Raw genomic sequence first — 12,047 nt, 5'->3', positions numbered from 1 at the left:
AAGGTCCCATCACCTAGAATGGGCGTCATGGCTCGATGGCAACCCGGTGCGCGCGATCGGTTGGTCCTGGCCGCGGTCGACCTGTTCGCCGACCAGGGGTACGACGCCACGACCGTCGCCCAGATCGCCGAACGCGCCGGCGTCACCAAGAGCACGTTCTTCCGCCACTTCCCCGACAAGCGAGAACTCCTGGTAGCCGGCCAGGAAACCCTCTGCCGCCTCCTGGTCGAAGGCATCACCACGGCTCCCGATTCCGCCACCCCGCTGGAAGCAGTAGCAGGCGGCCTGGAACGCGCGTCGAACGAGATGGGGCCCATGAACCGAGAGCTGGCCCCTCGCCTAAAAGCAGCCATAGCCGCCAGCACAGAGCTCCAACAACGCGACGCCCTGAAAACGGTAGGCCTAGCCAAAGCCATGACAGACGCCCTGAAATCAAGAGGCGTCTCAGACCCCATAGCCCACCTAGCAGCCGAGCTAGGAGTCCTAGCCTTCAAACAGGGCTACGCCACCTGGACAGCCCTAGAACAAGACGAAGCTGGCCTAGCCCCTCACACGTTGGCCGCCCTGGAAGAACTACGAGCAGCAACCACAGCACTCAGCTAACAACAAACCCAACCCACGCTGGCGAGTGAACCGACCAACCCAGCCCAGCTGGCGAGCGAACCGCACGACCCAACCCCCCGCAGCCGAGCTGACCGTCCAACCCAACCCCGCAGCCGAACTGACCGCCCAACCCGACCTAGGAGCCGAGCTAAGCGAAGGCGCAAGGGGGTGCGGGTGGCGGAGCCGCCGCTTGCGGCGAGCGGAGCGCAGTCGCGCAACACGACGAAGGCGAGGCGGTCAGCGCAGGAACTGCGCGACACACCTCGCCTATCGGCTTCGTGGAGCTGAGGGGATTCGAACCCCTGGCCTCTTCGTTGCGAACGAAGCGCGCTACCAACTGCGCCACAGCCCCAAAGCTGGTCGCCTGGTTTCCCTGGCGACCGCGAAACTCTAACACGTAGAGGCCCGCAGACTAAAACCGGATATCAGTCGCCGACGGCCCGCTTCACCTCGACCTCTTCGGCCGGCTGGGGGGCCGGCGCTTCGGCTGGCGCGGGCTTCTCGGACGGGTCCGTCGTACGGGCGCTGGAGAAGACTTCGTCGTCGGTGAGGGAGATGGTCCGGACCGTCCGGTCGGGCGCTTTTTCCTTCATGACGTACGTCGGAAGCGTGACCGGCACCGGGTCCCACAGGCCCTCGGCGGCCGGCTTCTCCTCCCTCGTCGAAGCCGCGGCAGGCTTCGGGGCGGGCTCGGCGGGGAGCTTGACCTCGATGGTCATCTCCTCGTCGGGCGACGGCGCGGGCTTGCCGGCCGGGCCTCGGTCGTGGCGAGCTTGCGCGCGGGCACGACGTTCGGCGGCGGCCTGCATCCGCGCGCGGGCCTGCCGGCGCAGCTGCACTCGGGTGAGTACGACGAAGCCGGCGATCAGCGTGCCCGGGATCGCCACCGTCCACCACGGCAGCATCCCGAGACCGGCGAGCGCCACGACGGACAGCAGTGAAAGGGTCAGGATCGACAGCACCCGCCGACGGCGCATGGCGGCCACCCGGCGGGCTCGATTGGGGACGTACCGCTTCGGTGGCGACGAGTCGTCGGCGGCGGTGGTTGCGGCCGGGCGTACGACGTACCGGGTCCGCGACGGGTCGCGGGACAGCACGCGCGCCTCGTCGGACGACGGCACGACCGGACGGCGCCGCGCCTCTTCGCCCCGCTTCAGCCACATCGGGACGAGGTAGGCGGCCCACGCGGCGACGATCGCCACATAGATCAGCCCTGTCGTCCCCATGCGACGACGCTAAGGTGCGGATAGGGCCAGATGGGGTACGTGGCACGGTGTGTCGCAAGAAGACTCGTGTGACTGATGTGAACAGCACGCAGCGTAGTCAGGGCAATCGCGCTACGAGACCGGGCCCGACCTCTTCGACGTTGAGCGCGAAGATGCGGTGATCGCGCCAGTCGCCGTCGATGTGCAGGAACCGCGGCCGCTCGCCTTCGAACCGGAAGCCGAGCTTCTCGACCACCCGCAGACTTGCCTTGTTCTCCGGGCGGATGGCCACTTCGATCCGGTGCAGGCCAAGGGTGAACCAGCAGTGGTCGGCGGCCATCGCGACGGCGGTGGGCACGATGCCGCGACCGGCGTACTGCTCGTCGACCCAGTAGCCGAGGTTCGCCCAACGCGCTGAACCGTAGGTGATTCCGGACACGGTGAGCTGTCCGACCAGCGGCCATTTCGATCGTGCGCCGGCGCCCGCAGCACCGCCGTACGTGATGACGAACGGCAGCATCCGTCCGTACCGCGCTTGCCGGTTCCAGTCGCGTGCCATCGCGCGGAACGTTCGCGCGCCGTCGTCCGCACCGGGTGGCTGGGTCGCGTCCCAGGGCCGCAGCCAACTGACGTTCCGCTGGCGCGCGGCGGCCCACTCGCTTCCGTCGCCGGCCCGCAGTGGCCGCAACCCGACCTGCCCGTGCTTGAGCTCCACAGGCCACTGCACGACTGCCATCAGTCGACGTCCGTCCGCACGTGGTCCCCACCGTGCACTTGCTCGACCGCATGTCGCAGCAGCGGCTCCAGTACGGCGAGACCATCCTTCACACCGCCCCGCGAACCAGGCAGGTTGACGATGACCGTCGTACCCGCGACGCCTGCGAGCCCACGGGACAGCGCAGCCGTCGGTACGCCGTTCGCCACGCCATACGCCCGGATGGCTTCAGCGATCCCCGGCACGACCTTCGACAGCACGGCAGCCGTCTGCTCGGGTGTCTCGTCAGTCGGCGAGATCCCGGTACCACCTGTCGTCAGCACTACGTCGTACGACGCCTCGACCGCCGCCCGTAGCGCCTCACCCACCGGTGCACCGTCCGGGACCACCTGAGGTCCTGAGACGTCAAAGCCCCATTCAGCAAGCCGCGATGCGATCAGCGGACCTGTGGTGTCCGTGTAGACCCCAGCGGCCGCCCGGTTGGAGACGCTGACGACGAGAGCCTTCACGGCCGCTCCCAGTGCCCGGTCTTACCGCCTTCTTTCAGCTCCACCCGTACGTCGGTCAGCACCGCAGCCGGATCCAGTGCCTTCACCATGTCGATCACGGCGAGACCGGCGACGGCGACCGCGGTCAACGCCTCCATCTCGACGCCGGTCCGGTCGGTGGTCTTCACCTGAGCCCGGATCAGTACGGCGTCGTCCGCGACCTCCAGGTCGACCTTGGCCCCGGTGATCGCGATGGGATGGCACAGCGGGACCAGGTCCGGCGTCCGCTTCGCGCCCATGATCCCGGCGATCCGGGCGACGCCGAGCGCGTCCCCCTTCGGTACGCCGTCACCGCGCAGCGCCACCACGACCTCGGCCGAGACCAGAACCTTGCCGCTGGCAACAGCTCGCCGGACCGTGGTGTCCTTCGCGGACACGTCGACCATCCGCGCGGCCCCGGTCTCGTCGACGTGCGTCAACCCGCCCGGTCCCGGCGTACCGGAGCCGGTGGTCGTCGCGCCCGGGTCCTGCGTCATCCGGTCTCCTTATCCAGCAGCATCAGCTCGACGTGATCGCCGGCGCGGACCGAGGTGACGTCCTCGGGCACCACGATCAGTGCGTTCGCCCGGCTCAACCCGCCGAGCAGGTGCGAGCCGTGCCCGCCGACTGTACTGGCCATCCAGCCCTCGTCGCCGGAGGTGGCCGCAGCGCGGACGAACTGCCGCTTCCCCGCGGGCGAGCTGAACCCGTCCAGCGTCACACCCGGAACCAGAGCCCGCCGGTACGGCATCTGCCCCATCAGCTTGCGCAGCGCGGGCCGGACGAACACCTCGAACGAGATGTACGCCGAGACCGGGTTGCCTGGCAGCGTGAAGATCGGCACCTCGTCCTCACCGATCACGCCGAACCCCTGCGGCTTGCCCGGCTGCATCGCCACCTGCGGGAAGTCCACCGTGCCGAGTTTGGAGAGCTCCTCCTTCACGATGTCGTACGCGCCCATGCTGACGCCGCCAGTGGTGATGACCAGGTCGGCACGCACCAACTGGTCGGACAGCGTGTCCATGATCCGCTTCGGGTCGTCGTCGACGATGCCGACGCGGTACACCACCGCCCCGGCGTCCCGCGCGCAGGCCGCCAGGGTGTAGCTGTTCGAGTCGTAGATCTGCCCGTCGCCCAGCCGGCTCCCCGGCTCCCGCAGCTCGGCCCCGGTCGAGATCACCACGACCCGCGGTCGCGGACGCGCCTTCACCCGGGCCCGCCCGACCGCGGCGAGTACGGCGATCTGCCGTGGACCGAGGACCGTGTCGCGGTCGAGCACCTGCGCCCCGGCCGTCACGTCCTCGCCCGCGCGCCGCACCGAGGCACCGAGGGACGGCTGCTGCGTGATCCGCACGTTGACCGTCCCGCCGTCGGTCCACTCGACGGGCACGACGCTGTCCGCCCCACGCGGCATCGGCGCACCGGTCATGATCCGCACACAGGTCCCGGGGGTCACCACGATCGGCTCGCTGCGGCCGGCCCGGAACTCCCCGACCACCGGCAGTCTGATCGGGTTCTCGTCCGAGGCCCCGGCCAGGTCACCCGCCTGGACGGCGTACCCGTCCATGGCGGAGTTGTCGAACCCCGGCAGGCTCACCCCCGAGACGATGTCCTCGCAGAGCACCAGCCCGACCGCGTCCATCAACGGCTGGTCGAACGCCGGCAGGGCCGCCACCCGTCCAAGTACGACCTCTAGATGCTCATCCACACTCCGTCTCACGAGCTCGACCCTAATCCACGCGTCCGAGGTTTCGACGCCAAGTTCCGGAAGGGTGCTCGAAGAAGTCCGGTCGAGTTCTAGGTGAGGTCCGATTCCGGGTGGTTGCCCCAGACCATGCGGACGTCCGGGGCGTGTTCCTCGTTCGCCGAGCCGTCGGTACGGCGTACCTCGCGGAAGTCGTGCCGCAGGTAGAAGGCCTGCGCGCGGGTGTTGGTCTGGAACGTCCACAACGCCAGACCGCCGGGGCGAAGATCCTTGGCGAGGTCGACGAGGGCGGAGCCGATGCCCTGGCCGGCCGCCTCCGGGGCGACGTACAGCTGGTCGAGGTCGTCGCCGTCGAGGGTGAGGACCGCGACGATCCGGCCGTCGTCGAGGGCGACCCAGGTCTGCCCGTCCGGGAGCAGTACGTCGGCGAACCACGTGGCGACCTGCTCCGCGGTGTGGATCGCCGGCGGCAACTGGGAGTCCTCGGTGTGCCGTGAGCGCCACCAGACCGCAGCGGCCTCGTCGGTGTCGTAGGGCTCCAGCGGCCGGACGAGCAGGTCGCCCACACTCAACGCAGTTCGGTCCCGTCCGGGATCACCCGGCGCTCACCGTCCGGCGCGGTCACCTCGACGTCGCCGACCACCACCACATCCTTGCCGAAGGCAACATCGCCGCGCACCGCGAGTCGGTCGGCCCGGACCAGGGACGGAGCCCCGGCCGGGAACCGCGCGTCGAAGTCGGCGAGGATCTTGAAGTACTCCGGGTCCAGGTCGACGTACGGCTCGTCGCCCTCGTGGGTCGTGGTCAGATCGCCGGTCTCGTCGAGGTCGTACACGTCCGAGCGCAGCACCAGCAGGTCGTTCGTCGTCTTCACCGGCTTGAACCGGCTGCGGTCCACGATCACCGCCTGCGACCCGTCGAAGGTCTCGATCGCGGTACCCATCCCGGTCTCCAGCTGGATCACCTTCGGCGAGGACGGGTCGGCCGGGTCGACGGTCTTGCGGTTCACGAGGATCGGCAGCCCGAGGATCCCGTCGTGCCCGTCCATCAGCTCGGCGAGCCGGTCCAGGTCGATCCACAGGTTGTTCGTGTTGAACATCCGGTGCCGGGTGACGTCCTGGAAGTACTGCGTGTCCTCGTCGGCCACCTGCGCGCTGTCCCGCAGGATCAGCCGTCCGTCGGACTTCCGCACCGCGACGTGCCCGCCCTTGCGATCGGACCGCGTCCGCCGGCAGACCTCCATCCCGAACGGTACGTCGTGCTCGGCCATCCAGGCCGCGATCCGCGGGTCCGGGGTGGCGCCGAGGTTGTCCGCGTTCGAGATGAACGCGTGCCGGAAACCGTGCTCCCGCAGCGCGTCGAGGGTGCCCGAGGCAACCAACGCGGTGAACAGGTCGCCGTGCCCGGGTGGGCACCAGGCGAGCTCCGGGTCCGGCTCCCACTCGGCCGGCGTCAGGTCGTCGGCGAGCAGCTTCGGCTCCATGTTCTGCAGGAAGTCCAGCGGCAGGCCGTCCACCGCGAGTCCGTCGTACTCGCTGAGGATCTGCAGCGACTCGGTCTTGGTGCGGAACGAGTTCATCAGCACCAGCGGCAGCGGTACGTCGTACGCGCGCCGGGTGCTCAGGATCTGCCGGGCGATGATGTCCAGGAAGCTCAGCCCGTCCTTGACCGGCAGCGCGGACTTCGGGCCGGTGACGCCCATCGACGTACCGAGGCCGCCGTTGAGCTTGATGACCACCGTCTCGGCCAGAGCGGCGCGGAGCGCGTCCGGGTCGGTGTCCAGGTGGTCCAGGTGTGGCAGGTCGCCCACCGGCTCGATGTCGTCCTCGCGGATCTTTCCTTGCTGTCCGGACTCGAGCAGCCGGTAGTAGTGCGTGAAGACGCGTATCGCGACGTCGGCAGCACCGGCGGCGCGCATCTTCTCCTGCGCTTGTCTGAGACCCACCTCACCCATGCACCAACCCTAGGGGACGGCAGGTAATCCCAGTGTTGCGCGCGTCACGCTCCTACGATCAGAAGGTGTTCCCATCGAAGGCCGTGGCGCGGCAGCACTTCCTCGACGCTCGGAGGCTGCGGTCCCGGGCGGAGGGGCTACTGGCGAGCGCCCAACAGGTACTGCCGGACGTGCACCGGATCGCGCTATACGTGTCGAGAGGGCCCGAGCCGCAGACCGGGGCGCTGATCGACTGGCTGCTCGCGACGGACCGCGAGGTGCTCCTGCCGATCCTGTACGCCGACAACGACCTGGGCTGGGGTGTCGCACCCGGCGCAGCCGACCTGGTGCCTGGCCGGCTCGGTCTGTCCGAGCCGCCGACCGACCTGGGCTCCGACGCGATCGCTACTGCCGATCTGGTCATCTGCCCGGCCGTAGCGGTTACCCATGACGGCGTGCGCCTCGGCCGCGGCGGCGGCTCGTACGACCGCGCTCTCGCCCGCGTCCGCCCCGATACGCCGGTCTGGGCCGCCGTCTACGACACGGAGATCGTCGATGCCCTGCCGAACGACCCCCACGACCAGCCGGTGGACGCAGCACTGACGCCAAATCGCTTGATCCCTCTGCGAGGATCACGGGATGACTGAGACCGCGGTCCAAGCCGCAGCCACAGCCGCACGCACCCTCGGCCTCACGGTCACCGACCCGACAGTCCTCTACGAGGCGTTCTCGACGGTCGTGCACCTGCTGCCGTCCCCGGTGGTCGCACGGGTACCGATGAACCCCCCAGCCGGCCTACAGGAACCAGAGCCCGCCGTACGACGCCAGCAGCGCGAGCTGGACGTGGTGGCCTGGCTGGCGGAACAGGGACTCCCCGTGGTGCCGCCGAGTCCGCTGGTACCACTGGAGCCGAAGGAGCAGGACGGACTGTCCATGACGTTCTGGACGTACGTCGAGGTGGACAAGGCAGCTGAACCGGACTACATCGGGGCAACCGCCCGCGTAGCCGAGCTACATGCCCTGCTCGCGAAGTACCCGGGAGAGCTGCCCTGGATGACTCCCCTGCGGCTGATCGGCCCGGGCCTGGCAGCGGCCGAGGCAGTGCCGGGTTTGCTCGAGCAGGAGGACGTGGACCGGGCAAGAGCCGAGTGGAAGGTGCTGGAGCCGATCCTGACCAGCAGGGCCGGGTTCGAGGCGGTCTTCCCGTCCGCGACCGTGCAGCCCCTGCACGGCGACGCACCGTCGTGGAACCTGATCACTACCGTCGACGGCCCGCTGTGGGCCGACTTCGAGGACGTGACGATCGGCCCGCTCGAGTGGGACCTCGCAGGCTTCGGCCCCGACCTGTGTCACGCGTACGACGAGGAAGCACGCTCCCGCGGTTTCCCGACGCTGGACCCGCAGGTCCAGCAGGTGATGGACCTCGCACGCGCACTGCAGGTCCTGGTCTGCACTCCCCTGGTCCCGCAGTTCCCAGCCCTGGCCGACGGCATCCGCATGTTCGCCACCCAGTGGCGAGCCATGCCGTTCGCAGGTGGCCTTTAGCTGTCCGGCTTGGTGAAGGTCAGGGAGTGTTTGCGGGTCGCCTCCACGGCGCCCTTGGTGTAGGCCCACTGGAGGGTTTCGCCCTTGACCCACAGGTCGGTCTGGTCGGTGTAGTTCGACGAGAAAGCATGGCCTGATACACCGGTCAGGTTGACCCAGCGGGACTTGTCGAAGTCCGACAGGTCCACGACCATCCGCATCGACGGAGTCGCGGTCACGTCGTACCCCTTCGCGGCGTCCCAGCCGGTGGCGTCGACGATCGACGTACCGCCGCCCAGCTCGTACGGGCCGCGGTTGAAGATCTTCTCGACCGCTCCGATCCCGGACTTGCCCAGCGTCTGGTTGGTCAGCGTCAGCTTGTGCAGCCGGCCCCACTGCCAGTTGGCCGGCTCCCGCGCCATCTTCTGGGTGATCTCGGTCCGGGCGTTGATCAGGGCCTCGCGGAGGATGTCGTCGCGGCTCTCCCGCTGCGGCGTCCCGATGTTGTCCCACCAGCCGCTGTTCTGCTGCCCGATCAGCGTGTGGATCACCTCGAACCAGCGCGAGCCGCCGTCCGGCCAGGTGTCTTCGGGGAGCTGGTCGTGGAAGGTCAGCGCGAGCAGGTTGCGCCAGACCACGTTGAAGTACGCCGCGGCCGCGGAGTCCGGCGGCTGGGTGAAGTCCCAGTTCCGCAGGACGTCCTGACCCTGCTTGTCGAACGCGTCGTCGATGCTGATCCGGAGCAGGTACGGGACCAGCATCTCGGCGGCCTTGCTCTTGGTGTCCAGCTGGATCGACGCCATCGCGTTCGCGTCCAGCTTCCCGGCCGCCTTGATCCGGTCGAGGATCTGCTGCGAGCGGTAGCCGTAGTCCCAGGAGTTGGTCAGGTAGTACGTGTACGTGTTCGGCACGACCGCCTGGTTCGCGGTGACGATGATGCCGTCGGCCGGGTCGAACTCGCTCGGCAACGCGTCGAAGGGCACGTACCCCTTCCAGGCGTACTTCGGATCCCAGCCCGGGACCGGCCAGTCGCCGCGGCCGGTGGTGCGGATCGGGATCAGTCCGGGCGCCTGGTAGCCGATGTGGCCGTCGGTGTCGGCGTACACGAGGTTCTGTGAAGGCACCTGGAACTGCTGCGCGGCGGCCCGGAACTGGGTCCAGTTCTGCGCGGTGTTGATCGCGAACAGCGCGTCCGCGGTCCGGCCCGGGTTCAGCGCGGTCCACTGCAGCGCGACGCCGTACGCCGTCGGGTACTTCGCCTGCGCCGCAGCCGACTCACCCACCTTGCGTTCGTCCTCGTCGACGTCCGAGATGAGCGGACCGTGCCGGGTCTCGCGGACGGTGATCTTCACCGGCTCGTCCTGGCCGGCCACCTTGAACGTCTCCTCGCGGGTGGCCATGGCTCGCCACTTGTTGTTGTAGAGGACGTTGTTTCCCTCGATCCGCTCCAGGTACAGGTCCTGGACGTCCGGGTCGAGGTTGGTGAAGCCCCAGGAGATCGCGTTGTTGTGGCCGATCACCACACCGGGCAGACCGGAGAAGCTGAAGCCGGAGACGTCGAACGGGCATGTCTTGCCGACGTTGTTGCAGTGCAGGCCGACCTGCGTCCAGATCCCCGGCATGGTAGCGCCGAGGTGCGGGTCGTTGGCCAGCAGCGGCTTGCCGGTGGTCGTGTGGTCACCGGAGACCACCCAGGAGTTCGACCCGACGCCGTCGCCCTGGCCGAGCAGCTCAGGCAGTCCCTTGGCGACCTTCTGCACCGAGTCCAGCGACTTGAGCAGGTCCTGGGTGAGCATGCTCCGCCGGACCTCGGTGCTGACCGGAGAGGTGGTGAACTTGCCGTCCCTGCCGACCGAGCCGGCGGAGAGGATCGGTTGGTTCCGGTCGTACGGGTATTGCGGGTAGAGGCTCTCGACGTTGCGCGCCGACATCGCGGCCAGCAGCTTCGTCCGGGTGACCTCCTCGTCCAGGTTGCCGCCCAGGTCCCACGCCATCGCCTTCAGCCAGGACAACGAGTCGGCCGCGGTCCACGGCTCCGGCGTGTAGTTCTTGGGCCCGCCGGGCTGGAGGGACAGGACGGCGTACTCAAGGCTGAGGGCGGAGCCGCTGTGCTTGGTCAGATACGCGTTGACGCCGCGGGCGTAGTCGTCGAGGTACTGCCGGGTGGTCGGGCTGAGCAGCGGCAACTCCTTCTCCGCCACCCGCCGCCAGCCGAGCGTCCGGACGAACTTGTCGGTCTCGAGCGCTGTCTTGCCGAACAGCTCGCTCAACCGGCCGGACGTGACGTGCCGGCGGAAGTCCATCTCGAAGAACCGGTCCTGCGCGTGCACGTACCCCTGCGCCGCGAACAGATCGGCCGGGGTGTCGGCGTAGATCTGCGGGATTCCGTTGGTGTCCCGGACCACGCTGACCTCGGCGTCCAGGCCGTCCAGCTCGATGGTTCCGTCGTACGTCGGGAACGAGTGGCGGACGACGAAGACGACGGTACCGGCGATCACCAGGAGGACCGTGGCGAGGGCGATTCCGCTGATGACGACGACTCGAAGCAGGCGTGGCACGGACCAACCGTAGAGAATCCCCCCGCCCACCCCAAATGGGGTCCCTCACAACTTTGCGTTGCTCTGCGTCGGCTGGACAGGGACCCAGAGTTGAGGTACGTGAGACCGGGTTTGGAATACTTCGGTCCGCTGGCGCATTATTAGCAGTCGGGTAGTAGGAGTGCCAGCGGCTTGAAGGGAACCGACAGTGCCGACGTACCAGTACCAGTGCACCGACTGTGGTGAAGCGCTCGAGGTGCGCCAGAGCTTCACGGACGATGCTTTGACCGTGTGCCCGAACTGCCAGGGCAGCCTGCGCAAGGTCTTCAACGCCGTGGGCGTCGTGTTCAAGGGTTCCGGCTTCTACCGGACCGACAGCCGGTCGTCCGGCAAGAGCACGGTGCCGGCGAAGGCCGACGCGTCGTCCGGATCGTCCTCGTCGGGGTCCGCGTCCTCGGGGTCGTCGTCGAACGGTTCCTCCGGGTCGTCGTCCTCGGGTTCCTCGTCCTCGAGTTCCTCTTCGGGCTCGAGCAGCTCGTCCTCGGGCACCAGCGCGGCCTGACCGCGCACCCTGTGGATAACTGAAGGGCGGCTGCCGGCGAAACTCGTATCTTCTCCGGCATGAAAATCCCTTCTCTGCTTCGTGACCTGCTGCGTGCCGCCCGGTGGCACCGTCGGCTCCTCGCCGGCGTCGCCGCCGCGGCCGCCGTGTACTTCGGACTTCTGGCCCTCTCCCCCGCGCCCCCACCGACGGTCGCGGTGCTGGCCGCCGCGCGCGACCTCACCGGCGGCGTCGTCCCGGCGCGCGACGACCTGCGGACCGTCGACCTGCCGCCCGGCTCCGTGCCCGCCGGTGCTCTCGGACCCGGCAGCGAACTGACGACCCGCGTGCTCAGCGGACCGGTCAGAGCCGGCGAACCGCTCACCGACGCCAGATTCCTGGCACCACCCGCCGTGCCGCCCGGCTCACTCGCCTATCCGTTCCGCGTCGACGACGCGGACATCACCGCGCTCCTCCGAGTCGGCGACCGCATCAACCTGTACGCCGCCGACAGCACGACCGCCGGCGCCGCGAGCCAGCTCGCCCGCGCCGTGCCCGTCGTCGCGTTGCCGACGCCGCGATCGGCCACGTCGGGCGCGTTGATCGTGGTGGCGACCACACCGGAAGTCGCCACCCGACTGGCTCAGGCCAGTTCGAACTCACGGATCACCGTGGCACTGACGCCGGACACGAGCTGATCACTCTTCGAGATTGTGCCGGCACGATGTGTCGTGTTCCGGCGCGCTCCCTCGCCCTG

13 protein-coding genes and 1 tRNA gene are annotated in these 12,047 nt (G+C 68.7%); 5 read left to right on the top strand and 9 right to left on the bottom strand.

Going from position 1 to position 12,047, the window contains the following annotated elements; genetic code table 11:
• The first annotated feature begins 27 nt into the window (after positions 1 to 27).
• Entirely contained in the window at positions 28 to 603 is a 576-nt protein-coding gene (locus tag EV647_RS23355) for a TetR/AcrR family transcriptional regulator (protein WP_134006320.1), read from the top strand.
• A 279-nt stretch (positions 604 to 882) separates the two neighbouring features.
• Here the strand turns inward: EV647_RS23355 and EV647_RS23350 are convergent.
• The 8 genes from EV647_RS23350 to EV647_RS23315 all read right to left on the bottom strand — a co-directional run bounded on the left by EV647_RS23350 (position 883) and on the right by EV647_RS23315 (position 6,709).
• Positions 883 to 955, bottom strand: a tRNA-Ala gene (locus EV647_RS23350).
• A 73-nt stretch (positions 956 to 1,028) separates the two neighbouring features.
• Complete coding sequence (locus EV647_RS23345) at positions 1,029 to 1,829, bottom strand: hypothetical protein (RefSeq protein WP_134006318.1); 801 nt, start codon at positions 1,827 to 1,829, stop codon at positions 1,029 to 1,031.
• A 97-nt stretch (positions 1,830 to 1,926) separates the two neighbouring features.
• The gene (locus EV647_RS23340) at positions 1,927 to 2,544 is read right to left on the bottom strand and encodes a GNAT family N-acetyltransferase (RefSeq protein ID WP_133782722.1); all 618 of its coding nucleotides are present in this window, start codon (positions 2,542 to 2,544) and stop codon (positions 1,927 to 1,929) included.
• Positions 2,544 to 3,032 (bottom strand): molybdenum cofactor biosynthesis protein B, encoded by a 489-nt coding sequence (locus EV647_RS23335; RefSeq protein WP_134006316.1) that lies wholly within the window; start codon positions 3,030 to 3,032, stop codon positions 2,544 to 2,546. Before EV647_RS23335 ends, EV647_RS23340 begins: the two co-directional genes overlap by 1 nt.
• Entirely contained in the window at positions 3,029 to 3,547 is a 519-nt protein-coding gene (gene moaC, locus EV647_RS23330; RefSeq protein WP_134006314.1) for a cyclic pyranopterin monophosphate synthase MoaC, read from the bottom strand. Before moaC ends, EV647_RS23335 begins: the two co-directional genes overlap by 4 nt.
• Positions 3,544 to 4,770 (bottom strand): gephyrin-like molybdotransferase Glp, encoded by a 1,227-nt coding sequence (gene glp, locus EV647_RS23325; RefSeq protein ID WP_134006312.1) that lies wholly within the window; start codon positions 4,768 to 4,770, stop codon positions 3,544 to 3,546. Before glp ends, moaC begins: the two co-directional genes overlap by 4 nt.
• A 77-nt stretch (positions 4,771 to 4,847) precedes the next feature.
• Positions 4,848 to 5,321 carry a GNAT family N-acetyltransferase gene (locus EV647_RS23320; RefSeq protein WP_134007551.1) on the bottom strand — a complete coding sequence of 158 codons (474 nt, stop codon included), beginning with the start codon at positions 5,319 to 5,321 and terminating at the stop codon, positions 4,848 to 4,850.
• A gap of 2 nt (positions 5,322 to 5,323) precedes the next feature.
• A complete protein-coding gene (locus EV647_RS23315) occupies positions 5,324 to 6,709 on the bottom strand; it encodes a UTP--glucose-1-phosphate uridylyltransferase (protein WP_134006310.1) in 1,386 nt (461 codons plus the stop codon).
• Positions 6,710 to 6,774: 65 nt separating this feature from the next.
• On the opposite strand from EV647_RS23315, the gene EV647_RS23310 reads away from it, so the two are divergent.
• Complete coding sequence (locus EV647_RS23310; protein WP_134006308.1) at positions 6,775 to 7,335, top strand: 5-formyltetrahydrofolate cyclo-ligase; 561 nt, start codon at positions 6,775 to 6,777, stop codon at positions 7,333 to 7,335.
• Positions 7,328 to 8,233 (top strand): phosphotransferase, encoded by a 906-nt coding sequence (locus EV647_RS23305; protein ID WP_134006306.1) that lies wholly within the window; start codon positions 7,328 to 7,330, stop codon positions 8,231 to 8,233. Before EV647_RS23310 ends, EV647_RS23305 begins: the two co-directional genes overlap by 8 nt.
• On the opposite strand, the gene EV647_RS23300 is transcribed toward EV647_RS23305, so the two are convergent.
• Entirely contained in the window at positions 8,230 to 10,770 is a 2,541-nt protein-coding gene (locus tag EV647_RS23300; RefSeq protein WP_134006304.1) for a penicillin acylase family protein, read from the bottom strand. The two genes, EV647_RS23305 and EV647_RS23300, sit on opposite strands and share 4 nt — an antisense overlap.
• Positions 10,771 to 10,957: 187 nt before the next feature.
• Here EV647_RS23300 and EV647_RS23295 point away from each other — a divergent pair, with 187 nt between their 5' ends.
• Together EV647_RS23295 and EV647_RS23290 are read left to right on the top strand one after the other, a co-directional pair.
• Positions 10,958 to 11,311 carry an FmdB family zinc ribbon protein gene (locus EV647_RS23295; protein ID WP_134006302.1) on the top strand — a complete coding sequence of 118 codons (354 nt, stop codon included), beginning with the start codon at positions 10,958 to 10,960 and terminating at the stop codon, positions 11,309 to 11,311.
• 59 nt (positions 11,312 to 11,370) lie between these two features.
• Positions 11,371 to 11,988 (top strand): SAF domain-containing protein, encoded by a 618-nt coding sequence (locus EV647_RS23290; protein WP_238177352.1) that lies wholly within the window; start codon positions 11,371 to 11,373, stop codon positions 11,986 to 11,988.
• Positions 11,989 to 12,047: the final 59 nt, after the last annotated feature.

Source organism: Kribbella sp. VKM Ac-2566, from assembly GCF_004366005.1.
In the GTDB taxonomy this organism is placed as follows: Bacteria; Actinomycetota; Actinomycetes; order Propionibacteriales; family Kribbellaceae; genus Kribbella; species Kribbella pratensis.
This window is presented reverse-complemented; position numbering and strand designations above follow the sequence as displayed.